This is a genomic window from Paraburkholderia sp. Cpub6 (assembly GCF_014201065.1).
Taxonomy (GTDB): domain Bacteria; phylum Pseudomonadota; class Gammaproteobacteria; order Burkholderiales; family Burkholderiaceae; genus Paraburkholderia; species Paraburkholderia tuberum.
Map to the genome: position 1 here is coordinate 75688 of NZ_JACHDM010000001.1, position 24117 is coordinate 99804.

A 24117-nucleotide genomic window follows, 5' to 3' on the forward strand; every position below is an offset into this window, starting at 1 on the left:
CGCTACGCGCGTCGTTCCGCTCAGCCATGAAACGGCACGCTCAACAACGCCAGCACGATCAGCACGGCCAGCCAGAGAATCACCGTGCGTTCGACCAGCATCAACGCGGCGCCCACATGACGCGCCTCGGCGGGACGCCCGAAGCCCAGCGTCGGCCGATGCTCGAGCGTGCCGTGATACACGGCCGGCCCGCCGATCAGCACGTTCAGGCTGCCGGCGCCGGCGGCCATCACCGGGCCCGCGTTCGGGCTGTCCCAGCGCGGCGCCTGGTCGCGCCAGCAGCGCCAGGCGGTCAGCGTGTCGCCGAGCAGCGCGTAGCTCGTGGCAGTCAGCCGCGCGGGAATCCAGTTCAGCATGTCGTCGATGCGCGCGGCGGCCCAGCCGAAGCGCAGATAGCGCGGCGTGCGATAACCCCACATCGCGTCGAGCGTATTGGCGAGGCGAAAGCCGAGCGCGCCAGGCCCGCCCGCGAGCGCGAACCAGAACAGCGCGCCGAAGATCGCGTCGTTGCCGTTTTCGAGCGCCGATTCGACCGCGGCGCGCGCGAGCGCGGCCTCGTCCGACTGCTCGGTGTCGCGCGAGACGATCCGTGCGGTCAACTCACGTGCCGTGGCCAGATCGCGTTGGCCGAGCGCCCGCGCGATCGGCGCGATGTGATCGCGCAGGCTGCGCGCGCCGAGCGCGAACCACAGCAGCGCGACATGCAGCGCGCAGGCCGCGAACAACGGCAGCACGGCGACGAGCCACCACGCGATCAACACCGGCGGCAGAACCGCGAGCGCCCATGCGAGCAGGCCCTTGAGCCGCAGACGCCGGTCGTGATTGAAGCGCGCCTCGATACGCGCCGCCCAGTTGCCGAACCCGATCAGCGGATGCTGGCGGCTCGGCTCGCCGAACCAGCGGTCGACGGCGACGCCCGCGACCGCGAGCGTCGCGACCAGCGGCATGGTCAGCGGCGGCATCACGCGCCGCTCGCGCTTTTCAGCGCGAGCGGCAGTCCCGCGACCATCAGCGCGGCCGCGCTGCTCAACGCGGCGATGCGCTGATTGAGGCGGCCGAGTTCGTCGACGTAAAGACGCGTGGCTTCGCCGAGCGGCACGACGCCGAGGCCGATCTCGTTGCTGACGACGATGATCTTGCCGCGCGCGCCGGCGAGCGCCGCTTCGAACGCGGCGGCCTTCTCGTAGTAGTGCGACAGCGGCGGCGCCGCGCCGTCGGCGGGACATAGCAGGTTTGCGAGCCACAGCGTCAGGCAGTCGATCAGCAGACACTGGCCCGGCGCGTCGTGTTGCGCGAGCGCGCCGGCCAGGTCGTCGTCCGCTTCGACGAGCCCCCAATGCGTGGGCCGTCGCTCGCGATGATGCGCAATGCGCGCGTTGAATTCGGCGTCGTCGGTGACGCGGGCGGTGGCGATGTAGGTGACGGGGAAGGCGCTGTCGCTGGCGAGCCGCTCGGCATGCGCGCTCTTGCCCGAGCGGGCGCCGCCGAGGACGAAGGTGAGGTCGCGGGGAGTCATCCTATGATTGTACCGGCGCGATGGGATAATGCCGCTCGATTGCATTGCAACGCCACTGTCCATCTTCCACCTGCACCGCCGTGACCCGAATGACCATTCCTCCCGACACCCTGCCCGTGCCGCGCGGCACGCTGATGATCCAGGGCACCACGTCCGACGCGGGCAAGAGCACGCTGGTTGCGGGACTGTGCCGCCTCGCGCGGCGCGCGGGTGCGCGGGTCGCGCCGTTCAAGCCGCAGAACATGGCGTTGAACAGCGCGGTGACCGTCGACGGCGGCGAGATCGGCCGCGCGCAGGCATTGCAGGCGCTCGCCGCGGGCATCGACGCGCACACCGATCTGAACCCGGTGCTGCTGAAGCCGACCAGCGATCGCGGCGCGCAGGTGATCATCCACGGCAAGGCGCGCATCAATCTCGACGCGCGCGCGTATCACGACTACAAGCCGGTCGCGTTCGAGGCGGTGCTGGAGTCGTATGCGCGGCTGCGCGCGTCGTACGACACGATTTTCGTCGAAGGCGCGGGCAGTCCGGCCGAGATCAATCTGCGCGAGCGCGACATCGCGAACATGGGTTTCGCGGAGGCGGTCGACTGCCCGGTCGTGCTGGTCGCCGACATCGATCGCGGCGGCGTGTTCGCGCATCTGACCGGCACGCTCGCGTGTCTGTCCGACAGCGAGCAGGCGCGCGTGCGCGGCTTCATCATCAACCGCTTTCGCGGCGACATCGGTCTGCTGAAGCCCGGGCTCGACTGGCTGGAAGCGAAGACCGGCAAGCCGGTGCTCGGCGTCGTGCCGTATCTGCATGGCCTGACGCTCGACGCCGAGGACATGCTGCCGCCCGAGCTGCGCGCGGCGGCGAGCGTTGATTCGCGCCGTCTGCTGCGCGTGGTCGTGCCGGTGCTGCCGCACATCAGCAATCACACCGACTTCGACGCGTTGCGCGCGCATCCGCAGGTCGATTTTCACTATGTGCGCGCGGGTACGCCGCCGCCGGCCGCCGATCTGATCATCCTGCCGGGCTCGAAGAACGTGCCGGACGACCTCGCGTTTCTGCGCGCACAGGGTTGGGACGACGTGCTCGCGCGGCATCTGCGCTACGGCGGCCGCGTGATCGGCATCTGCGGCGGCATGCAGATGCTGGGCCGCGAGATCGCCGATCCACATGGCGTCGAGGGCGCACCCGGCACCTTCGCGGGCTTCGGCTGGCTCGACTATGCGACGGTGCTCACGCGCGACAAGACGCTGAAGAATGTGACCGGGCGCCTCGCGCTGCCCGGCACGCCGGACGTCGCCGGCTACGAGATTCATATGGGCGAGACGCGCGGGCCGGCATTGGACACGCCGGCGCTGCGACTCGACCACGCTGGCCCGCACGAGGGCGGCGCGGACTTTGGCCGTCCCGATGGCGCGATGTCCGCCGATGGCCAGATTCTCACGACCTACGTGCATGGCCTGTTCGACACGCCGGCCGCGTGCGCGGCGCTGCTCGCATGGGCGGGTTTGAGCGATGCCGAAGCGCTCGACTATCCGGCGTTGCGCGAGGCGTCGCTGGAGCGGCTGGCCGATACGCTGGCCGGGCACGTCGATATGCGCAGGCTGTTCGCGGCGCTGGGGTGACACGCTTTGCGCCGGCCTCCTTCATCGGCTTGAACGCAATTGCTGCGCGGGCGGTTCGCTCAGTACAACACCATCTGCGTGCAACGAAACAGCGCGATGGTCTTATCATCCGGACCGGTGACCGTCGCGTCCCAGACCTGCGTGCTGCGCCCAAGGTGCACACCCTTCGCGACCGCGCGGATCGTGCCCTGCGTCGCGGTGCCGAGGAAGTTGCTCTTCAGCTCGATCGTCGTGAAGTTGCGCGAGTTTTCGGGCAGATGCGCGATGCACGCGTAGCCGCACGCGGTGTCGGCGAGGCCGATCACCGTGGCCGCGTGCAGGAAGCCGTTCGGCGCGAGCAGCGCCTCGCGCACGGTCAGTTCGGCGACCAGCGTGCCCTGGTCCACGGTCAGCACGCGCAGGCCCAGCAGGTCCGGCAGCGTGCCCTTCTGGCGCTCCAGCAGGCGTTCGACGGTGTATTCCGGGCGCAGTTTGCTCATGAGATTCAGGTCCTTGTCGAAAAAAACGGCGGGTTGGAGCGGCCGATTCGCGATGCGGGGGCTTCGGCCGCGCTGAATTTGTCGATATTATCAACGCCTGGACCGGCGGGCGTCCCTGGAAACCGAACTTCGAACGGCAGCGATCGTGGAGCCCGCCGGCGCCGGTCACAGCGGATCGGCGGGGACGGAGCAATAGCGCGGCAAACCGGCTGGCGGTGTCCAGCCTTCTTTCCGGGAGATTTCATGTCGGTGATCGTGGTGGCGAATCCGAAGGGCGGCGTGGGCAAGAGCACAATATCGACCAATCTGGCCGGCTATTTCGCCGCGGCGGGCGAATGGGTCGCGCTGGCCGACCTCGACAAGCAGCACTCCGCGCATGCGTGGCTCGAATTACGGCCCGCCACGCTGCCGAACATCGAAACCTGGGAGGTCAATCCCGACACGCCGGCCAAGCCGCCGAAAGGCCTCGAGCACGCGGTCGTCGACACGCCGGCCGGCCTGCACGGCAATCGCCTGAACATCGCGCTCGATCTCGCCGACAAGGTGATCGTGCCGTTGCAGCCGTCGCTGTTCGATATTCTCGCGACCCAGGAATTTCTCGAGCGGCTGGCGAAGGAAAAGGCGGTCAGGAAGGGCGCGATCGAGGTCGGCGTGGTCGGCATGCGCGTCGATGCGCGCACGCGCTCGGCCGAGCAGCTGCATCGCTTCGTCGAGGGATTGAAGCTGCCGGTGCTCGGTTTTCTGCGCGACACGCAGAACTACGTGCAGCTCGCGGCGCACGGCCTGACGCTGTGGGACGTCGCGAAAAGCCGTGTGGAGAAGGATCTGGAGCAGTGGCAGCCGATCGTCGAGTGGACGAACGGCGCGGGGAAGAAGGGCTGAGGCGGGGGCTGCCCGCCATCAGTCAAGCGTCAAGCCGAGCTTCGCTCAGCTCCAGGCCTGCGTGGGCACGTGGTCGCGGCTGCCCTTGATCTTGTTGTTTTCATCGACGAACACGAGGTCCGGCTTCCAGCCCGCCTTCAACTCCGCCTCGTCGACCACCGCGAACGCCGCGATGATGACCAGATCGCCGAGCTGCGCGCGACGCGCGGCCGAGCCGTTCAGCGAAATCATGCCGCTGCCGCGCTCGCCCTTGATCGCGTACGTCGAGAAGCGCTCGCCGTTGTTGATGTTCCAGATGTCGATACGCTCGTTTTCGACGATGTTCGCCGCTTCGAGCAGATCTTCGTCGATCGCGCACGAGCCCTCGTAGTGGAGCTCGCAGTGCGTGACTGCGACGCGGTGAATCTTCGACTTCAGCATATTGCGTTGCATGATCAATCCAATCCTGTGTGACTGCGCAGTGTAACTGTGTTCGCGCGGGCGGTTGCGGCGTCAGATTTCGAGGTTGTCGATGAGCCGGGTCGCGCCGAGCTTCGCGGCGGCCAGCACCACGAGCGGTGCGCTGGCGTCCTGCGCGCCGGGCGCGATCAGGTTCGAGCGCTTGCGGATCGCGATGTAATCGGGATTCCAGCCGCGCGCCGCGAGCGTCGCTTTGGCCGACTCTTCGAGCTTCGCGAAGTCGCGCTCGCCCGCGAGCACCGCGTCGCGCACCCGATTGAGTTCGGCGGCCAGCATCGGCGCCTCGGCGCGTTCGGCGGCCGAAAGGAACCGGTTGCGCGAGCTGAGCGCGAGGCCGTCGGTGTCGCGCACGGTTTCGGCGGCGACGATGTCGGTCGGCAGCGCGAACTGGTGGCACATCTGGCGCACGATCATCAGCTGCTGGTAATCCTTCTTGCCGAACACCGCGACACGCGGCTGCACGCACGACATCAGCTTCATCACGACCGTGCACACACCGTGGAAGAAGCCGGGGCGGAATTCGCCCTCGAGGATGTCGCCGAGATCGTGCGGCGGATGCACGCGGTATTCCTGCGGCTCCGGATACATGTCCCTTTCGGTCGGCGCGAACAGCACGTAGACACCTTCCTTCTGCAGCTTCTCGATGTCGGCTTCGAGCGTGCGCGGATATTTGTCGAAATCCTCGTTCGGGCCGAACTGCAGGCGGTTGACGAAGATGCTCGCCACGACCGGGTCGCCGTGCTGGCGCGCGAGGCGCATCAGCGACAGATGGCCCTCGTGCAGGTTGCCCATCGTCGGCACGAAGGCCGTGCGATTCTGGCCGCGCAACTGGTCGCGCAATTCATGGATCGAGCTGATGACTTTCATGATCGGACAGGGATAGGCTCGCGCGGCGCGCGATCCGGTTGGCGCGACACCTGGCGGAATCGCGCGGGTCATCGCCTCACCGGCAAATGACGGGTTCGGAGCGCGGATTGTAGTGGATTTGGGCAGCGGACGCACCCAAACGCGGCGGCACTTCCGAGCGGCGCGCGACGAGCTTGCCGCGCACTCCCCGCTGAGGCCTGCCAAGCTTCGCTGCGACGGTGTTCGTAGCGAGATTTCCACGGTCCGGCCGCGGTCCGGCCGTCAAGCGGCCGTCATTCGGCGCTCAGGCCGGCAGATACGCCAGCCGCACGTAAATCGGCGCGAACGGCTCCGCCTGGGTGATTTCGACGAGCGATTCACGGCACAGCTCGAGCACGGCGATGAAATTCACGATGACGACCGGCACGCCGCGGCTCGTGTCGAACAGATCGGAAAACTCGATGAAGCGCGCATTCTGCAACTGCCGCAGGATCAGGCTCATGTGCTCGCGCACCGACAACTCCTCGCGCGAAATCTTGTGATGCTGGACCAGCTTCGCGCGCTTGATCACGTCGGCCCACGCGGCGCGCAGGTCGTCGCTGTTCACGTCCGGGAAGCGCGGGGCGACACTCTGCTCGATGTAGACCTCGGCGCGCAGGAAATCGCGCCCAAGCTGCGGCAACTGGTCGATGCGTTGCGCGGCGAGCTTCATCTGCTCGTATTCGAGCAGGCGGCGCACCAGTTCGGCGCGCGGGTCTTCGGCTTCCTCGCCGGTGTCGGCCTTCTTGACCGGCAGCAGCATGCGCGACTTGATTTCGATCAGCATCGCGGCCATCAGCAGATACTCGGACGCGAGTTCGAGATTGGTCTTGCGCAGTTGCTCGACGTAGCCGAGATATTGCACGGTGACATCCGCCATCGGGATGTCGAGCACGTTGAAGTTCTGCTTGCGGATCAGGTACAGCAGCAGGTCGAGCGGCCCCTCGAAGGTCTCGAGGAATACCTCGAGCGCGTCCGGAGGGATGTACAGGTCGTTCGGCAGCTTGAACAGCGGCTCGCCGTACAGACGCGCGAACGCGACGCCGTCGACCGTGTCGGGCGTCGAATCGGTGGCGGGCGTGGAAAGCGCGGTGTCGGACGGTGCCGGCGCTGGGCCGTGAACCGGGCCGTGTATCGGGCCGTGAACCGGACCGTGAACCGGACCATGCACCTCGTCAGCGTGACTCATCGTCGGCGTGACTGGGGAGCTTAGAAATTCTGGTAGTACGAGTAAGGCGTCTGCTGCACGCGCGAAGTTTTCTGCTCGGCGCGCTCTTCCAGATCGATCGGCTGTTTGTCCCACAGCAGTGCGCGGCCTTTGCGTTGCTCGGCCTCCAGATTGGGCTTCTGTTGCTTGAGCTGGTTCAGGAACTGGGTGATGTCCGATTGATACATGGCTCGACGTCCGTGGTGGGTAGGGTGGCGGCTCTCGGGCTGGCCGCTGCGCGGTGCCGCGGGGAGGGCGCCGTCGTCCGCGATTTTACCGCATGCGTCGCGGGCGGTCGAAAATCGCCGCGGGCCGCCCATTTTTGAGATGAAGCGCGGAGCTCCGCCAGGGGCACGAGACAGGCCGATCGGGGTCGCGTTGTGGTCAAATAGCATGCCTCGATCGCATGCGCGGCCGGGGCGCGAGAATTCACTCATTGAGGCCGGAGGTCCTGTTTGGCGGGAGGTACGATCGACATGCCGCGTGCGTTGCGCGGCGAGACCGGCCAGGCGCGCGGGCGCGCGCGTGAGCGCGAGGCGCTCGCGCGGTGGTGGCTGCGTGTGTCGCTCGCCATCGGCCTCGGCCTCCTGATGTTGCTGCTCGCCGCGGGCAAGGCTCACGCGGCGAGCAAGGCACCGAGCTACAAGGTCGAGGTGGTCGCCGAGCCGCGCGCGCTGCGCCGGCTGCTCGAACAGCACCTCGATATCTCGCGTTTCGCGAAGCGGCCCGACGTCACCGACGACCAGTTCTCGTTCCTGATCACCGCGACGCCACAGCAGGTGCGCGATCTCGCCGCGACGCAGGGCTATTTCTCGCCGCTCGTCAGCACCGACGTGCGCACCGTCGACAACCTGCGGCAGGTCACCGTGCGCGTGGAGCCGGGCCCGCAGACCAAAGTCACGTCGGTCGATCTGTCGTTTCGCGGCGCGGTGCTGACCGAAGACCCATCGCGCGAAAACGCGACGCGCTTCGCGTTCTCGCTGCACGAGGGCCAGCCGTTCTCGCAGGGCGCCTGGGACGACGCGAAGAACGCGTCGCTGCGCGAGCTGCAATCGCGCCGCTACCTCGCCGCGAAGATCTACCACTCGGAGGCGCTGATCGATCCGCGCACGAACACGGCGAAGCTGTCGGTGATCTACGACAGCGGGCCGACCTTCACGATGGGCCAACTCGACGTGCAGGGCACGAAGCGCTATCCGGAGCGCATCGTCCACAACGTCAATCCGATCTCGCCGGGCGACATCTACGACACGCGCACTGTCGCCGAACTGCAGCGGCAACTGCAGAACACGCCGTACTTCGCGAGCGTCGCGATCGACCTCGACAACGACCCCGCCAAGCCGCTCGACACGCCGGTGCACGTGAAGGTGTCGGAGTTTCCGTATCACAGCTTCCGCGGCGGCGTCGGCTATTCGACCGACAACGGCCCGCTCGTGCAGGGCGGCTACACGTATCTGAACACGTTCGGCGCGGCGTGGCCGTTCACGGTCGAGGGCCGCGCCGACAAGACGCAGCAATACGGGCAGATCCAGCTGTCGATGCCGCCGGGCCAGCACGGGTGGACCAATAGCGTGCTCGCGTCGTACACGACCACCGACGTCTCCGACACGCGCATCTACAGCATCCGCGGCGGCGTGCAGCGCTCGCGCACGTCGCAGTTCCTCGACTACAGCTATTCGCTGCTGTTCTACGACGATAAGCTCGACCAGAACGCGGCGCCGCCGACCCGCGCGCACGCGCTGGTGCCGGGGTGGTCGTGGACGCGGCGCGACACCGACGACCCGCTGTTCCCGCGCCGCGGCAACCTGATCCACGTCGAGGCGGGCTTCGCGGTGAAAAGTCTGCTCGCCGACCAGTCGTTCATCCGCGGCTACGCGCGCGGCCAGCAGTATTTCCCGATCGGCGTCGACGACATCGTGCTGATCCGCGCCGAACTCGGCGGCGTATTCACGAGCGGCAGCTCGAGGGGCATTCCGGCGTCGCTGCTGTTCCGCGCGGGCGGCTCGAACTCGGTGCGCGGCTACGGCTTCCAGAGCATCGGTAACAACGTCGCCGGCTCGATCCTGCCGACCAAGTACCTGGTGACGAGCGCGGCCGAATACCAGCACTGGTTCTCGCACAACTGGGGCGCGGCCGTGTTCTTCGACGTCGGCACCGCGACCGACACCTGGGGCGAAAAAGTTTTCTATCCGGGCGCCGGCGTCGGCGCGCGCTGGCGCAGCCCGGTCGGCCCGGTCAATCTCGATGTCGCTTACGGGATCCGCGATAACCGGGTGCGGCCGTATATCACACTCGGCATCGCGTTCTGACGTTTTGACGACAACCCACTACCTTATTTGCCACCGTATTCACGCATGACCACCGACGTCACCGCCCCGCCCCCCGCGCAGCCGCCCGGCGCCATGCCGCCAGGACCGCCGGATGGGCAGCAGCCGCCCGACACGCCGCCGCCGAAACGGCGCTGGGGCCGGCTGCTGCTGAAGTCGGTCGTGGGCACGGTGGTCATGCTGGTACTGCTCGCCGCACTCGCGCTCGGTCTGCTGTACGGGGCGCTGACGACCGAGCGCGGCACCGCGTACGCGTGGCACGCGGCCGTGAAGCTGCTCGGCGGCCGGCTCGCCGGCACGCTCGACGGCGGCACGCTCGCGCGCGGCGTGCAACTGCGCGACGTGCGCTGGCGCAGCCTCGACGGCAGCGGCACCGACATCGAGATCGACCGCGTCGCGGGCCGCTGGGTGCTCGCGCGCGAGCCGTGGCGGTTCACGATCGACTACCTGCACGTCGGCACGATCGAGGCGCGCGTCGGCCCGTCGTCGGCGAGCACCAGCGAGCCGCTGAGCTTGCCGCAGGATCTGCAGCTACCGATGCAGCTGGAGATCCGCGACGTGCAGGTCGAGCGGCTGCTGCTGCACCAGGGCGCGTCGACGACGGAGCTGTCCAGCTTCGCGTTTCATGGGCGCAGCGACGGGCGTCATCACGAGGCCGCGATCGATCGGCTCGATACGCCGTTCGGGGCGCTGACGGCAGCGGCGAAACTCGATGGCGTGCGGCCGTTTCCGCTCACCGGCGAAGTCGGTTATGCGGGCAAGGTCAACGATGAAGCGGTGCAGGTGGCCGGCCACCTGAGCGGCACGCTCGAGCAGCTCGTCGCCGAGCTCGATGCGAGCGGCATGAAGCTCGCCGGCCACGCGCGGCTCGAAGCGGCGCCGTTCGCCGCGGTGCCGTTGCAGCGCGCGACGCTGAGCTTCGATCATGTGAATCCGCAGGCTTTCGCGCCGGGTGCGCCGCTGGCCGATCTGGCGGTGCGCGCGGAGCTGCAGCCGGTCGAGCAGGGCGCGGCGACCGCGCCTGGCACAGCCAGCGCGGCGAAACCGTCGGCCGCCAACCATCCGCACCACATCTTCGGCGACCACCACGCGCCGGCCAAACCGGCGGCGGGTTTCGCCGTCGCCGGCCATGTCTCGATCGTCAACGCGAAACCCGGCGCAATCGACCAGAAACTGCTGCCGCTGATCGATGCGAACGCCGACGTGCGCCTCGACGCCCACACGCAGAGCATCTCGAACCTGAACGTGCGGCTCGTGCGCAACGCGACGCTCACCGGCGGCGGTGCGCTGAGCGGCCGGTACGGCCGGCTCGATCTGAGCGTCGCGCGGCTCGACCTGAACGCGCTGCAGGCGACCGTGCGGCCGACGCAACTGTCCGGCCCGATCGGCATCCGCCTAAACGACGACATCCAGACCCTGACGCTCGATCTCGCCGACCCCGCCGCCGCGCTGCGCGCCCAGGGCAAGATTACGTTCGACCCCGCACGCATCAGCTTTAACGACGTGCGCGTCACGTCGGGCCGTGGCCGCATCGATCTATCGGGCGCGCTGAAGCACGATGAGAACTCGACCTACAACCTGAAGGCGCAACTGACCGATTTCGATCCGCTGTCGCTGACCTCGCAGATGCCCGCCCGCACGCCTGTCACGACATCCGGCGCGTCCGCCGCGAGCGGCGCGCAACGCGAGCGGCAAGCGCAAGCCGCGGCGCTCGTGGGCAGCACCGCCGGCGCGAAGAGCGCGGCGCCCGGCGATCAGGCCGCCGCCATCGTGAAGAACACCGCGCAGGCCGCGGCGCAGACCGAAGTGCTCGAGCGCAGGACGCCACCGCCCGCGCATCGCGCGGGCCCTGCGCCACGCGCAGCCGCGCATGCAGGTCCGCCAGCGCGCAGGATCGAGGCGCGCGTGAACGCCACGGTCACGGCAGCAGGTGTGCTCGCGCCGGTCTTCACGACGCGCGCCGAATTCACGCTCGGTCCGAGCGTCTACAACGACCTGCCGCTCACGGGCGGCGGCATGATCCAGCTGGCCGGCTCGCGAATCCTGCCGAGCCACGCGAATCTTTCGGTGGCGGGCAACCGGGTGAATCTGCAAGGCAGCTTCGGCGCGGCCGGCGACCGGCTGCGCTTCGGCATCGACGCGCCGCAGCTCGATCGGCTGGGCTTCGGCCTCGCGGGCGCGGTCGCCGCGGACGGCGACATTACCGGCTCGTTCGCGCATCCGAACGTCACGCTGAATTACAAGGCCGACAGCGTCGTGTTCGCGAGCAACCGCATCGGCCATGCGGAAGGCCACGCCGAGTTGCGCGACGGCGCGAACGGCGCGCTCGCGTTCACGACCGACGCGCGCAATGTCAACGCGGGCGGCGTCGACCTCGCCACGCTGACCGCCCGCCTGTCCGGCACACGCGCGAACCACACGCTCGAAGCCGCCGCGACCGGCAAGCTGCAGGACCGACCGCTCGATCTGACGCTCGCCGCCAACGGCAAGCTGACCGACACGCGCGACGGTTCGCGCTGGGACGGCACCGTCACGCGTCTGCAAAATCGCGGCACGCCGGCGCTCAATCTCGAATCGCCGCTCGCGCTCAGCGCCGGGCCGGGGCACCTCACGCTCGGCGCGACGCGCCTGACGATCGAAGGCTCGGTGCTGAGCCTGAAGTCATTCGCGTTCGATCACGGCCGCATCCAGTCGGCCGGCAGCCTGACCGATGTGTCGCTCGCGCACTTGCAGGAGCTGCGTCACCAGATCACCGGCGAGCCGCCCGCCGTGCGCACCGACCTCGTGTTCGACGGCGACTGGGACTTCTCGCTCGGCGCGACGGCGAGCGGCCACATCGAGCTGCGCCGGCGCAGCGGCGACGTGACGGTCGAGATCGGCCGCGGGCTCTCGTCGATGGGCATTGGCGACATCCGCGCGCGCGCCGAATTCACCGGCGGCAACCGGCTCAATGCGACCGTGCATGCGCAGGCGAGCCGCGTCGGCGTGATCGATGCCGACGCGCACACGCCGCTCGTGCTGCGCGACGGCATGTTGAGCGTCGATCCGCAAAGCGCGCTGTCGGGCAACGTGAACGCGAACGTGCCGTCGCTGCGCACGACGGGCGGCCTGCTCGGCCCCAGCTATCTGCTCGACGGCCGTCTCGCGCTGAAGCTCGCGCTCGGCGGCACGGTCGCGAAACCGAACGTGACCGGCTCGCTGACCGGCGACGGTCTGTCCGCGACGGTCGTGAGCCAGGGCGTGCAACTGAAGGACGGGGTCGTGCGCATCGCGCTGTCGCAGAACACTGTGGACTTCCAGCAGGTCGAGTTCCACGGCGCGAGCGGCACGCTGCGCGCGACTGGGCGCGTGCGTCTCGACAGCTCGGAGCCCGACATGGCCGCGAGCATCGTCGCGGACAAGCTCGATGTGTTCGCGTCGCCGGACCGCCATCTGTCGCTGTCGGGCAGAGCGAACATCTCGAACGGCGGCGTGGAGCGCGGCCCCGTGATCGACGGCAAGTTCGTGGTCGACAGCGCGCGGTTCGATCTGCCCGAGCAGGCCGCGCCGAGCCTCGGCGACGACGTCGTGATCATCCGCCCGGACGGCACGCGCTCGGGCGGCCGGCCGCGTCCGAGCGAAGGCGGCCAGCCGCCGGCGAGCCCGTTCGCGCCACGCGCGAACATCGAGATCGGCCTCGGCAACGACTTCCGCTTCCGTGGGAAGGGCGCCGATCTCGGCCTCGCCGGCACGATCACCGCGACGAGCGCGCCGAATACGCCGCTGCGCGCGGTCGGCAACGTGCGCGTCACGCCGGGTTCGACCTACACCGAATTCGGCCGCAAGCTCGCAATCGAGAACGGCTTCTTCACGTTCAACGGGCCGGTCACGAATCCGGGCATCAACATTCTCGCGATGCGCCGCAACCAGCAGGTCGAGGCCGGCGTACAGGTAACGGGCACGCTGCAGGCGCCGGTCGCGCGGCTCGTGTCGGAGCCAAGCGTGCCGGACAACGAAAAACTGTCGTGGCTGCTGTTCGGCCACGGCACCGACCAGGGCAACAACCTCGGCCAGCAGAGCACGATGACGACCGCGCTCGCGCTGCTCGGCAGCGCGACGGGTCAGCGGATCGCGCAGACCGTCGGGCTCGACGAGTTTTCGATCGGCCGCAGCGACGTCGGCCTGACCGATCCGCAAGTCGTGATGGTGTCGAAGGCGATCAACGAGCGGCTCGTGATCGGCTACGAGCAGGGGTTGCAGTCGGCGAGCAATGCGATCAAGGCGACGATCAATCTGACGCGATACTGGTCGCTGGTCGTGTATGGCGGCACGTTCTATGGCGCCGACGTGCTGTACACGCGGCGCTTCGACCGGATCTCGTGGTGACGCGGGCAACATAAAAAAAACGGCACGCCTGGAAGCGTGCCGTTTTCGTCATACCTGCCTGCGGCGAGGTGGGGCGAGGCGCCCAAAGGCGCCGCGCGTTACTTCACGCGCATGCCGGGCTTCGCGCCGCTATGCGGCTCAAGCACGTAGAGGCCCGGTTCGACCTTCTCGTCCGCCGCCGATGCCGCCAGCACCATGCCCTCGGACATGCCGAACTTCATCTTGCGCGGCGCCAGATTCGCGACCATCACGGTCAGCTTGCCGATCAGCTGCTCCGGCTGATACGCGGACTTGATGCCCGAGAACACGTTGCGGGTTTTCTCTTCGCCGACGTCGAGCGTCAGTTGCAGCAGCTTGTCCGAGCCTTCCACCGCCTTGCAGTCGACGATCTTCGCGATGCGCAGATCGACCTTCGCGAAGTCGTCGATCGTGATGATGCCGGCCTCTTCTTCCTTCGCGGCGACGGCCTTGGCGTGGGCCTTCGCCTTGGCCTTCGCGTCGGCCGGCGCCGCTTCCGGCGTGGCCTGCAGCGAGTCGCGATTGGCCGCGAGCAGCGCCTCGATCTGCTTCGGATCGACGCGCGTCATCAGATGCTTGTACGCGTTGATCGGGCGCGCCGAGCTGAGCGGCACGGTGGCGTCGGCCCACACGAGCGGCTCGATGCCGAGGAAAGCCTCGACCGCTTCGGCGAGCTTCGGCAGCACCGGCTTCAGGGCCAGCGACAGCAGACGGAACGCCTCGATGCTGACGCTGCAGGTCTCGTGCAGCGCGACCGCGTTGGCCGGGTCTTTCGCCTGATCCCAGGGCTTGGCGGTATCGACGTAGGCGTTGACCGAGTCGGCGAGCTCCATGGTCTGACGCAGCGCGCGGCTGTACTCGCGCGCCTCGTAGTGCGCGGCGATCTGCGGCAGCGCCGCGCGCAGCGTGCCGAGCAGCGGATGATGCATCGCGCTGTCCTGCACGCGGCCGTCGAAGCGCTTGATCAGGAAGCCGGCCGCGCGGCTCGCGATGTTCACGTACTTGCCGACCAGATCGCTGTTCACGCGCGCCTGGAAGTCGTCGAGATTCAGGTCGAGGTCTTCCATCGTGCCGTTCAGCTTGGCCGCGAAGTAGTAGCGCAGCCATTCCGGATTCAGGCCGGTGTCGATCACGCTTTGCGCGGTGATGAAGGTGCCGCGCGACTTCGACATCTTCGCGCCGTCGACCGTCAAAAAGCCGTGCGCGAACACGTTGGTCGGCGTGCGATGGCCCGAGAACTCGAGCATCGCGGGCCAGAACAGCGTGTGGAAATACAGGATGTCCTTGCCGATGAAGTGGTACTGCTCGGCCGTCGAGCCCTTGCGGACCCACGCGTCGAAGTCGAGGCCGCGCTTTTCGGCGAGGTTCCTGAAGCTCGCGTAGTAGCCGACCGGCGCGTCGAGCCACACGTAGAAATACTTACCGGGCGCGCCCGGAATCTCGAAGCCGAAGTACGGCGCGTCGCGCGAGATGTCCCAGTCGGCGAGCTTGGCTTCGCCGGCGTCGCCGAGCCATTCGCGCATCTTGTTGGTCGCTTCCGGCTGCGCGAGGCCGCCGACCCAGGCGCGCAGAAAGTTCTCGCAGCGCGGATCGGACAGGCGGAAGAAGTAGTGCGTCGAGGTCTTGCGAATCGGCGTCGCGCCCGAGACGACCGAGTACGGATTGACGAGCTCGGTGGGCTGGTAGGTCGAGCCGCAGACCTCGCAGCTGTCGCCGTACTGGTCTTTGGCGCCGCATTTGGGGCACTCGCCCTTGATGAAGCGGTCCGGCAGGAACATTTCCTTGACCGGGTCGTACGCCTGTTCGATCTCGCGCGCGTCGATCAGCCCCGCTTCCTTCAGCGCGAGGTAGACGTTTTCGCTGAGCACGCGGTTTTCGTCGGAGTCGGTCGAGTAGTAGTTGTCGAACGAAATGCCGAAGCTGTCGAAGTCGCGCTTGTGTTCCAGCCAGACGCGATCGATCAGCTGTTTCGGCGTCAGACCTTCCTGTTCCGCGCGCAGCATCACCGGCGTGCCGTGCGTGTCGTCTGCGCCGACGTAGTAGACCTCGTGGCCGTGCATTCGCAGCGCCCGGACCCAGATGTCCGTCTGGATATATTCGACCAGATGGCCGATATGAATCTGCCCGTTCGCGTAAGGAAGGGCCGACGTGACGAGAATCTGACGGCGGCCGGGCGGCGCGCCTGCTGGGAGGTCGGTGGCGGGTGCTGACATAAGGATCGGGGGTGCCTGCGGTGGGACGAAACGGTGATTTTAGCAGGGCGCACGCCGCACGCGGACCGGGCGCGGCGGGCTGGACGCGCGGAACAGAGGGGGATGGGGGCGGGCGCTGCGGTGGGGGACAGCCAGGAACGATGCCTGGCGAAGCGGGGTGCAAAACCGCGCGGGCAAAAAAAAACCGGGGTCGATAAACCCCGGAGCAACAACGACAAGAGGAGAATGGTGACGTGATGGCTTCGCCAGCCACGTACCGTAAAGACAGACCGCGGATTTTCCGCAGAGTTCGAAATTTTTTTCGATCCGTCGACAAACCGGTCCGGCGCCTCGTCCCGCCCGCAAGCCGGGCGCGTGCGGCTGAGACGCCCGGCCGGCCCGGCGGCGCCTTCTCCTTGAGACTTGCCCTTATTGGGTCGCGTGCTGGGCCGTGGCGCGCAGATAGATCTCGACGCGACGGTTGGCCGCACGGCCGGCTTCAGTGTTGTTGTCGGCGATCGGCTGGTTCGGGCCCATGCCGGTGGCCGACAGGCGCTGCGGCGCGATGCCGCGTTGCGCCAGATAGCCGGTCACGCTCTGCGCGCGATTGACCGACAGTGTCTCGTTGTATTGCAGCGAGCCGGTGCTGTCCGTATGGCCGACGACCGACGCGACGACTTCCGGATTCTGCTGCAGCGTCTGCGCGAGCTGGTCGAGCACCGGTGCGAACGACGGCTTGATCGCGTAGCTGCTGGTGTCGAACGTGACCGAACTCGGGATGTTCAGCTTGAGCGAGCCATCCGGTTGCTCGGTGATCTGCGTGCCGGTGCCCTTGGTCGCGCCCGACATGCGGTTGCGGATGTTGTCCCAGTTGTAGCCGGTGATGCCGCCCACCGCGGCGCCGGTGGCCGCGCCGATCGCCGCGCCCTTGCCGCCGCCGAAGATCGCGCCGATCGCCGCGCCGGCACCAGCGCCCACGCCGGTGCCGACTGCTGTGTTGGTGCCCTGTTGGGTTGCGCAGCCTGCCACCAGCGAGCCGGCCACGGCGAATACGGCCACGCGAGTCATGATTCTTGCATTCATTTTGGTTTCCTTTCGAGTGCGAATAAGCCAGCGGGTAGCGGTCAGTCTATGCAGCGAACATTACGGCAATGCACCGACCACTCAGAAAGTTCGGGAACGATTCCTGCGCCTTGCTTCGCGCGGTCCTACAGCGAAGAAGGGTCTTCGGGCACCGTGTGCCGTCAGACACTACAATAGTGCCTGAAACACACAGCGATGCGACCCTACGGCGTCCCGCGTGCCCCGAAGGGTGCCCGGCACATTCGATTTTCGCAATGCCGCATAACAATTTCTTGCAAATTCCGCTGCGTGGCCGATCGGTCCATCTCGCCGCGCCGCACCTCTTCCCCACGGAGTATCAATGAGTATCGATCGGGCTTTGGTCGACGCCGCCGTCGCGGCCGTCACTGACCCCAACACGGGCGCGCCGTACGCGGCCGCGAAGAGCATCCGCAACGTGGTTGTGGAGGGCGACGCGGTCAACCTTCAGGTGACGCTCGGCTACCCGGCGAAAAGCCAGTTCGACGCGATCCGCCAGCGGTTCGCCGACGCGTTGCGCGCGGTGCCCGGCGTCGCGAACGTGCGCGTCGAGGTTTCGCAACAGATTGCCGCGCACACCGTGCAGCGCGGCGTGAAACTGCTGCCCGGCGTGAAGAACATCGTCGCGGTTGCCTCGGGCAAGGGCGGCGTCGGCAAGAGCACGACCGCCGTGAATCTCGCGCTCGCGCTCGCGAGCGAGGGCGCGGCGGTCGGCATTCTCGATGCCGACATCTACGGCCCGTCGCTGCCCACCATGCTCGGCATCGAGGGTCGCCCCGAATCGCCCGACGACAAATCGATGAACCCGATGACCGGCCACGGCGTGCAGGCCAGCTCGATAGGTTTCCTGATCGAGGCGGACAACCCGATGGTGTGGCGCGGCCCGATGGCGACCTCGGCGCTCGAACAGCTGCTGCGCCAGACCAATTGGCACGAACTCGACTATTTGATCGTCGACATGCCGCCGGGCACCGGCGACATCCAGCTGACGCTCGCGCAGCGCGTGCCGGTTACGGGAGCCGTGATCGTCACGACGCCGCAGGACATCGCGCTGCTCGACGCGAAGAAGGGCCTCAAGATGTTCGAAAAGGTCGGCATCCCGATTCTCGGCATCGTCGAGAACATGGGCCTGCACATCTGTTCGAATTGCGGGCACGAGGAGCACATCTTCGGCGCCGGCGGCGGCGAGCGCATGGGCAAGGAGTATGGCGTCGACGTGCTCGGCAGCCTGCCGCTCGACATCACGATCCGCGAGCAGGCCGACTCGGGCCGTCCCACGGTCGTCGCGGACCCGAACGGGCGCATTGCGGAGCTCTATCGCTCGATCGCGCGCAAGGTCGCGGTGCATATCGCCGAACGCGCGCGCGACATGAGCTCGAAGTTTCCGAACATCGTCGTGCAGAACACCTGAGCGGCCGTTCGGGCGAGGGATTAGGGGCGATCTCGATCCCTATTTTCACGAGCTCTCGCGGTATCATGTCGACTTCACGAGTTCGGCTCGGCGGCCGCAGGGGCGGCCGCCAGGCCGACAAGAGGATCGCATGGGAAAACGAATCGACGGGCACGCGGTACATGCGTTCATCGTCCTGACTGCCGGCTGTGTGCTGTTGAGCGGCTGTGGCGTATTCCTGAGACCACAGGAAAAGCGCGCCGACGCGCAACTGCTGCCCACCGTGGGCAATCAGGCGCACGGTCTCGTGACCTTTATCGAGCGCTCGGACGGCGTCCAGGTCACCTACAATCTCACGGGCTTGCCGCCCAATAGCGACCACGCGCTGCAGGTGCACGAGCGCGGCGACTGCAACGCCGCCGACGGCTCCAGCGCCGGTCCGGTGTTTTCGCCGGCGGCCGAACGGCTCAAGGCCGGCGCGCGCGTCGAGGGCGATCTCGGCAACATCCATGCGGACGCGAACGGCGTGGCCACCGGCTTCATCGTTGCGCCGGACGTGTCGCTCGACGGCATCCGCTCGGTGCTGCAGCGCGCGGTACTGCTCCATCGCGATGCGACCGATCCCTACGCTTACCCTCAGCATGGCGCGGGCGCGGCGATCGCCTGCGGCGTGATTCGCCAGCAGTGAAGCGCGAGCGCGCTTTCGCCGCGCCCGTCCCGCAACGGCGTCGTGCCAGTCGGCGGACCCCCTTCATCGGGCGCGCCTCGCGCTATCTGCGGCAGCGTCTCCGTGATCGCGTAAAATAAGCGGCCTTTCCCGGCTGGGCGCCGAAGCGCCGCCGGCCGTTTTCATCTATCTTTCGTCACACCTGATATTCACGTCGAGCAGCTCTCACCTATGACCATCAAATCCGACAAGTGGATCCGGCGCATGGCCGAGTCGCACAAGATGATCGAGCCGTTTGCGCCCGATCAGGTTCGCGTCTCCGAAGACGGCCGGAAGATTGTCAGCTACGGCACCTCGAGCTACGGCTACGACATCCGCTGCGCCGACGAATTCAAGATCTTCACCAACATCAACTCGACGATCGTCGATCCGAAGAACTTCGACGAGAAGTCGTTTGTCGATTTCAAGGGCGACGTCTGCATCATCCCGCCGAACTCGTTCGCGCTCGCGCGCACGGTCGAGTATTTCCGTATTCCGCGCAGCGTGCTGACCGTGTGCCTCGGCAAATCGACCTACGCGCGCTGCGGGATCATCGTCAACGTGACGCCGTTCGAGCCGGAATGGGAAGGCCACGTCACGCTCGAATTCTCGAATACGACACCTTTGCCTGCGAAAATTTACGCGAACGAAGGCGTCGCCCAGGTGCTGTTTTTCGAAAGCGACGAGATTTGTGAAACGTCGTACGCGGATCGCGGCGGCAAGTATCAAGGTCAGCACGGCGTCACGTTGCCGAAAACGTGACGCCGGCAGCGTCTTGACCCACCAGTTATTCGGGTGACCGCTGCGCTTTTTACGTAACGCAGCGGTCGTTTTCTTTTTGGAGAATCGCCCATGAAGTTCCGTTTCCCCGTCGTCATCATCGACGAAGATTTCCGCTCCGAGAACATCTCGGGTTCCGGCATCCGGGCGTTGGCCGAAGCCATCGAGAAAGAAGGCGCGGAAGTGCTCGGGTTGACGAGCTACGGCGATCTGACCTCGTTCGCGCAGCAGTCGAGCCGCGCGTCGTGCTTCATCCTGTCGATCGACGACGACGAGCTGCTGCCGTACGTCGATAACGTAGTCGTCGAAGGCGAGACGCCCGAGCTTGCCGCCGCGATCGTCGCGCTGCGCGCGTTCGTGACCGAAGTGCGCCGCCGCAACGCCGATATTCCGATCTTCCTGTACGGCGAAACGCGCACTTCGCGCCATCTGCCGAACGACATCCTGCGCGAGCTGCACGGCTTCATCCATATGTTCGAGGACACGCCGGAGTTCGTCGCGCGCCATATCATCCGCGAGGCGAAGGTGTATCTCGACTCGCTGGCGCCGCCGTTCTTCAAGGAACTGGTGCAGTACGCGGAAGAAGGTTCGTACTCGTGGCACTGCCCGGGTCACTCGGGCGGCGTCGCGTTCCTGAAGAGCCCGCTCGGCCAGATGTTCCACCAGTTCTTCGGCGAGAACATGCTGCGCGCCGACGTCTGCAACGCGGTCGACGAACTGGGCCAGCTGCTCGACCATACCGGTCCGGTCGCGGCCTCGGAGCGCAACGCCGCGCGCATCTTCAGCGCCGACCACGTGTTCTTCGTGACCAACGGCACCTCCACCTCGAACAAGATCGTCTGGCACGGCACGGTGGCGCCGGGCGACATCGTGCTGGTCGACCGCAACTGCCACAAGTCGATCCTGCACGCGATCACGATGACCGGCGCGATCCCGGTGTTCCTGAGGCCGACCCGCAACAACTTCGGCATCATCGGCCCGATTCCGCGCAGCGAGTTCGAACCGGAGAACATCCGCAAGAAGATCGAGGCGAACCCGTTCGCGCGCGAAGCGCTCGCGAAGAACCCGAACCTGAAGCCGCGCATTCTGACGATCACGCAAAGCACCTACGACGGCGTGATCTACAACGTCGAGATGATCAAGGAGATGTTGGGCGAATGGCTCGACACGCTGCACTTCGACGAAGCGTGGCTGCCGCACGCCGAATTCCACGAGTTCTATCAGGACATGCACGCCATCGGCGCGGGCCGTCCGCGCATCGGCGCGATGGTGTACGCGACGCACTCCACGCACAAGCTGCTCGCCGGCATCTCGCAGGCGTCGCAGATCGTCGTGCAGGATTCGAAGAACAGCCGCTTCGACAAGCATCGCTTCAACGAGGCGTATCTGATGCATACGTCGACGAGCCCGCAGTACGCGATCATCGCGTCGTGCGACGTGGCCGCGGCGATGATGGAAGCGCCGGGCGGCACCGCGCTCGTCGAGGAGTCGATCGCTGAAGCGCTCGACTTCCGTCGCGCGATGACCAAGGTCGACACCGAATACGGCGACGACTGGTTCTTCAAGGTGTGGGGCCCGGACCAGTTCGCCGAGGAAGGCATCGGCTCGCGCGACGACTGGATGCTGCGTCCCAACGACGCATGGCACGGCTTCGGCCCGCTCGCCGAAGGCTTCAACATGCTCGACCCGATCAAGGCGACGATCGTCACGCCGGGTCTCGACATGGACGGCGGCTTCGGCGAAACCGGTATTCCGGCCGCGATCGTCACGAAGTATTTGGCCGAGCACGGCATCATCGTCGAGAAGACGGGCCTGTACTCGTTCTTCATCATGTTTACGATCGGCATCACGAAGGGCCGCTGGAACTCGATGGTGACCGAGCTGCAGCAGTTCAAGGACGACTACGACAACAACCAGCCGCTGTGGCGTGTGCTGCCCGAGTTCGTGCAGCATCATCCGATGTACGAGCGTGTCGGCCTGCGCGACCTGTGCCAGCAGATCCACAGCGTGTATCGCGCGAACGACATCGCGCGTCTGACGACCGAGATGTACCTGTCGAGCATGGAGCCGGCGATGAAGCCCTCCGACGCGTTCGCGAAGCTCGCGCACCGCGACATCGATCGGGTACCGATCGACGAGCTCGAAGGCCGTGTCACGTCGATCCTGTTGACGCCGTATCCGCCGGGCATTCCGCTGCTGATTCCGGGCGAGCGTTTCAACAGGACCATCGTCAACTATCTGCGTTTCGCGCGCGAGTTCAACGAGCGCTTCCCGGGCTTCCATACGGATATCCACGGGCTCGTCGGCGAAATGGTCAACGGGCGCATCGAATACTTCGTCGATTGCGTGCGCATCTGACGATGGGGTGGGTGACGTTTCTGCCGGGCCTGGCAGCGATCGGCCGCTGGCGGCGCGGGGCCGGCGTGCTGGCCTTCGCGCTGGCGGCCGGCACGGCGGTGTTCGGCGGCATCGCGAGTCCGGCGGCGCATGCCGAGGTGGCCGCCGCCGATCCGATCGACGCGTCGATGCGCGCGTGTCTCGCGCGCGCCGACATGTCGACGACGATGGGGCAGGTGCAGTGCATGGACGCTGCGCGCATCGGCTGGAAGGTCGCGGTCGACAACGCGTACCAGCAGTTGCTCGCGAAGCTGCCGCCCGCGTCGCGCAGGCTGTGGGAAAGGAGCCAGTCGAGCTGGCTCGCGTCGCGCGATGCCGAGAAGCAGTTGCTTGTCGCGGTCTTCGCCACGACCCGAGGTTCGACGTACGTGCTTTCCGAAGCCGACATGCAGTTGCAGCCGGTGCGCGACCGCGCGCTCGCGCTGCGCAGCGCGCTCGCCGATGCGAACGGTCCGGCGCCGCGCCGGCCGCGCGCCTGCAACGCCGACGCGCGTTGCGAACACGCGATGTTCGATCTGAAGCGCTACTATCGTGTGCTCGAATCGAAGATGCCGGCGCAATCGCGGCCGACGCTCGTGCACGCACAACGCGCGTGGAGCGCGTATCTGAGGGCGTCGACGCGGCTCGTCGACGAGCACGGGCGTATCGACATCATCGGCGCGCGCGTCGCGACGATCAAACGGCTCTCCGAAACGGCCGGCAACCACTGACGGCCGCCGACCGGCGCGGCCCACCGCGCATTCAATCCCATTGATAACGGTCTTCGCGCGGCTGCGGCGGCGCGAGCGCCGGCTCGCCGAGCAGATCGCGCATGGCATCCTCGATCATCGCGGACATCGTGTTGAGCGCGAGGTCATTGTCGTCGGTGCCGAACGGTTCTTCGAGCTGCGACGCGATCGCTTCGTGCGCCATGAACGTGTACGCGACGAACACCGCGAACACCGGCGTGAAAATGCCGATGCTATTGACGAGTCCGAATGGCAGCGACGCGCAGAAGAAGTACACGGTGCGGTGGATCATCACCGAATACGCGAACGGCAGTGGCGTCGACGCGATGCGCTCGCACCCGCCGATCACATCCGACAGCCCGCTCAGATTGCGGTCGAACGCGAGCACCGCGATCGGATCGAGCGCCCCCGCGCGTGCCGAGCGCTGCACCCATTCGCCGAGGCACAGCAACAGCGCGGCTGGCTTGTAGCGCGATCCAATCACACGTTCAAACAGTGCGCGGGGCAGCCGCGCGGCAAGGTCGTCGCGCGGTTCGGTCTTGCGCAACTGATGACGCAGCGCATGCGGGAGCGCGCTCAGTATCGCCAGAAACGCGGCGGCTTCTTCTTTGGGCAACTCGCGCGACGGCAGCGTCAGCGCCTGGCGCGTCAGCGAGCGCGACTCATTGAGCAACTGCCCCCACAGCTTGCGCGCCTCCCACCAGCGGTCGTAGCTCGCGTTGTTGCGAAAGGCGAGAAACACCGCGAGCGCAATGCCGACCAGCGAGAACGGCGCGATCGAGTTCAGGTTCAGGCTGACGGGCAGCAGATGATCGTGTGCGGCGAGCGCAATGATCGAGATGAAGAAGATCAGCAGGAGCCGCGGCAGCAACTGCGGCAGCACGGAGCCGCGCCACGCGAGCAGCATGTGAAACCAGTGGAGATGCGGGCGGATGATCATGGCAAAGCGCTTCGGCCAGGAGATAGAGCGCCTATTATCGGTCGCTTTTCGCGTCCCCAAACAGGAAAACCCGCGGCGGGCGCATCGAAGACGATGCACACGCCGCGGATTCGTTCACTGCAAGCGGCT

Annotated in this window: 19 protein-coding genes; 9 read left to right on the top strand and 10 right to left on the bottom strand. The window is 66.9% G+C overall.

Annotation, left to right across the window (positions count from 1 at the left end; all coding sequences use genetic code 11):
- Positions 1–20: 20 nt before the first annotated feature.
- Complete coding sequence (gene cbiB, locus HDG33_RS00415; protein ID WP_184021070.1) at positions 21–962, bottom strand: adenosylcobinamide-phosphate synthase CbiB; 942 nt, start codon at positions 960–962, stop codon at positions 21–23.
- Entirely contained in the window at positions 962–1516 is a 555-nt protein-coding gene (cobU, locus tag HDG33_RS00420; protein ID WP_184021073.1) for a bifunctional adenosylcobinamide kinase/adenosylcobinamide-phosphate guanylyltransferase, read from the bottom strand. Before cobU ends, cbiB begins: the two co-directional genes overlap by 1 nt.
- Before the next feature lie 89 nt (positions 1517–1605).
- Between cobU and HDG33_RS00425 the strand changes: the two genes are divergently transcribed.
- Complete coding sequence (locus tag HDG33_RS00425) at positions 1606–3132, top strand: cobyric acid synthase (RefSeq protein ID WP_184021076.1); 1527 nt, start codon at positions 1606–1608, stop codon at positions 3130–3132.
- A gap of 59 nt (positions 3133–3191) precedes the next feature.
- On the opposite strand, the gene HDG33_RS00430 is transcribed toward HDG33_RS00425, so the two are convergent.
- Positions 3192–3611, bottom strand: coding sequence for a PaaI family thioesterase (locus tag HDG33_RS00430; RefSeq protein WP_184021079.1), 420 nt, complete (start codon positions 3609–3611; stop codon positions 3192–3194).
- A 243-nt stretch (positions 3612–3854) separates the two neighbouring features.
- Here HDG33_RS00430 and HDG33_RS00435 point away from each other — a divergent pair, with 243 nt between their 5' ends.
- Positions 3855–4493 (top strand): ParA family protein, encoded by a 639-nt coding sequence (locus tag HDG33_RS00435; protein ID WP_018419705.1) that lies wholly within the window; start codon positions 3855–3857, stop codon positions 4491–4493.
- A 45-nt stretch (positions 4494–4538) separates the two neighbouring features.
- Here the strand turns inward: HDG33_RS00435 and panD are convergent, their stop codons facing one another.
- The 4 genes from panD to HDG33_RS00455 form a co-directional block, all read right to left on the bottom strand.
- The gene (gene panD, locus HDG33_RS00440) at positions 4539–4925 is read right to left on the bottom strand and encodes an aspartate 1-decarboxylase (RefSeq protein WP_018431692.1); all 387 of its coding nucleotides are present in this window, start codon (positions 4923–4925) and stop codon (positions 4539–4541) included.
- A gap of 60 nt (positions 4926–4985) precedes the next feature.
- Positions 4986–5819, bottom strand: coding sequence for a pantoate--beta-alanine ligase (gene panC, locus HDG33_RS00445; protein ID WP_184022806.1), 834 nt, complete (start codon positions 5817–5819; stop codon positions 4986–4988).
- A 283-nt stretch (positions 5820–6102) separates the two neighbouring features.
- The gene (locus tag HDG33_RS00450; protein WP_221311250.1) at positions 6103–7026 is read right to left on the bottom strand and encodes a ScpA family protein; all 924 of its coding nucleotides are present in this window, start codon (positions 7024–7026) and stop codon (positions 6103–6105) included.
- A gap of 20 nt (positions 7027–7046) precedes the next feature.
- Entirely contained in the window at positions 7047–7232 is a 186-nt protein-coding gene (locus HDG33_RS00455; protein WP_184007962.1) for a DUF3460 family protein, read from the bottom strand.
- 267 nt (positions 7233–7499) lie between these two features.
- On the opposite strand from HDG33_RS00455, the gene HDG33_RS00460 reads away from it, so the two are divergent.
- Both HDG33_RS00460 and HDG33_RS00465 read left to right on the top strand, forming a co-directional pair.
- The gene (locus HDG33_RS00460) at positions 7500–9353 is read left to right on the top strand and encodes an autotransporter assembly complex family protein (protein ID WP_184021082.1); all 1854 of its coding nucleotides are present in this window, start codon (positions 7500–7502) and stop codon (positions 9351–9353) included.
- Between the two features lie 45 nt (positions 9354–9398).
- On the top strand, positions 9399–13736 hold the full coding sequence (locus HDG33_RS00465; RefSeq protein WP_184021085.1) for a translocation/assembly module TamB domain-containing protein: 4338 nt from the start codon (positions 9399–9401) through the stop codon (positions 13734–13736).
- Positions 13737–13834: 98 nt separating this feature from the next.
- Here HDG33_RS00465 and metG read toward each other — a convergent pair whose 3' ends face one another.
- Positions 13835–15967: a methionine--tRNA ligase gene (gene metG, locus HDG33_RS00470; protein ID WP_184021088.1), complete on the bottom strand. Its 2133-nt coding sequence runs from the start codon at positions 15965–15967 to the stop codon at positions 13835–13837.
- A 408-nt stretch (positions 15968–16375) separates the two neighbouring features.
- Positions 16376–17029, bottom strand: a complete 654-nt coding sequence (locus HDG33_RS00475; protein WP_184007820.1) for an OmpA family protein — start codon at positions 17027–17029, stop codon at positions 16376–16378.
- 340 nt (positions 17030–17369) lie between these two features.
- Between HDG33_RS00475 and apbC the strand changes: the two genes are divergently transcribed.
- From apbC to HDG33_RS00500, 5 genes are all read left to right on the top strand, one after another.
- Entirely contained in the window at positions 17370–18458 is a 1089-nt protein-coding gene (gene apbC, locus HDG33_RS00480; protein WP_184021091.1) for an iron-sulfur cluster carrier protein ApbC, read from the top strand.
- A 130-nt stretch (positions 18459–18588) separates the two neighbouring features.
- Positions 18589–19125, top strand: coding sequence for a superoxide dismutase family protein (locus HDG33_RS00485; RefSeq protein WP_090803451.1), 537 nt, complete (start codon positions 18589–18591; stop codon positions 19123–19125).
- A gap of 210 nt (positions 19126–19335) precedes the next feature.
- Complete coding sequence (gene dcd / locus HDG33_RS00490) at positions 19336–19905, top strand: dCTP deaminase (RefSeq protein WP_008924193.1); 570 nt, start codon at positions 19336–19338, stop codon at positions 19903–19905.
- A gap of 90 nt (positions 19906–19995) precedes the next feature.
- Positions 19996–22281, top strand: a complete 2286-nt coding sequence (locus HDG33_RS00495; RefSeq protein WP_184021094.1) for an arginine/lysine/ornithine decarboxylase — start codon at positions 19996–19998, stop codon at positions 22279–22281.
- A 2-nt stretch (positions 22282–22283) separates the two neighbouring features.
- Positions 22284–23030 carry a lysozyme inhibitor LprI family protein gene (locus tag HDG33_RS00500; RefSeq protein ID WP_409258967.1) on the top strand — a complete coding sequence of 249 codons (747 nt, stop codon included), beginning with the start codon at positions 22284–22286 and terminating at the stop codon, positions 23028–23030.
- Positions 23031–23061: 31 nt separating this feature from the next.
- Here HDG33_RS00500 and HDG33_RS00505 read toward each other — a convergent pair whose 3' ends face one another.
- Entirely contained in the window at positions 23062–23988 is a 927-nt protein-coding gene (locus tag HDG33_RS00505; RefSeq protein ID WP_184021100.1) for a bestrophin family protein, read from the bottom strand.
- Positions 23989–24117 lie beyond the last annotated feature (129 nt).

Coding starts and splice junctions, on each gene's coding strand:
- panD (WP_018431692.1), bottom strand. CDS start 4,925: ATGCAACGCAATATGCTGAAGTCGAAGATTCACCGCGTCGCAGTCACG.
- HDG33_RS00475 (WP_184007820.1), bottom strand. CDS start 17,029: ATGAATGCAAGAATCATGACTCGCGTGGCCGTATTCGCCGTGGCCGGC.
- HDG33_RS00500 (WP_409258967.1), top strand. CDS start 22,284: ATGGGGTGGGTGACGTTTCTGCCGGGCCTGGCAGCGATCGGCCGCTGG.
- metG (WP_184021088.1), bottom strand. CDS start 15,967: ATGTCAGCACCCGCCACCGACCTCCCAGCAGGCGCGCCGCCCGGCCGC.
- dcd (WP_008924193.1), top strand. CDS start 19,336: ATGACCATCAAATCCGACAAGTGGATCCGGCGCATGGCCGAGTCGCAC.
- HDG33_RS00485 (WP_090803451.1), top strand. CDS start 18,589: ATGGGAAAACGAATCGACGGGCACGCGGTACATGCGTTCATCGTCCTG.
- HDG33_RS00495 (WP_184021094.1), top strand. CDS start 19,996: ATGAAGTTCCGTTTCCCCGTCGTCATCATCGACGAAGATTTCCGCTCC.
- HDG33_RS00505 (WP_184021100.1), bottom strand. CDS start 23,988: ATGATCATCCGCCCGCATCTCCACTGGTTTCACATGCTGCTCGCGTGG.
- cbiB (WP_184021070.1), bottom strand. CDS start 962: ATGCCGCCGCTGACCATGCCGCTGGTCGCGACGCTCGCGGTCGCGGGC.
- HDG33_RS00450 (WP_221311250.1), bottom strand. CDS start 7,026: ATGAGTCACGCTGACGAGGTGCATGGTCCGGTTCACGGTCCGGTTCAC.
- HDG33_RS00455 (WP_184007962.1), bottom strand. CDS start 7,232: ATGTATCAATCGGACATCACCCAGTTCCTGAACCAGCTCAAGCAACAG.
- HDG33_RS00430 (WP_184021079.1), bottom strand. CDS start 3,611: ATGAGCAAACTGCGCCCGGAATACACCGTCGAACGCCTGCTGGAGCGC.
- HDG33_RS00425 (WP_184021076.1), top strand. CDS start 1,606: ATGACCATTCCTCCCGACACCCTGCCCGTGCCGCGCGGCACGCTGATG.
- cobU (WP_184021073.1), bottom strand. CDS start 1,516: ATGACTCCCCGCGACCTCACCTTCGTCCTCGGCGGCGCCCGCTCGGGC.
- panC (WP_184022806.1), bottom strand. CDS start 5,819: ATGAAAGTCATCAGCTCGATCCATGAATTGCGCGACCAGTTGCGCGGC.
- apbC (WP_184021091.1), top strand. CDS start 17,370: ATGAGTATCGATCGGGCTTTGGTCGACGCCGCCGTCGCGGCCGTCACT.
- HDG33_RS00435 (WP_018419705.1), top strand. CDS start 3,855: ATGTCGGTGATCGTGGTGGCGAATCCGAAGGGCGGCGTGGGCAAGAGC.
- HDG33_RS00465 (WP_184021085.1), top strand. CDS start 9,399: ATGACCACCGACGTCACCGCCCCGCCCCCCGCGCAGCCGCCCGGCGCC.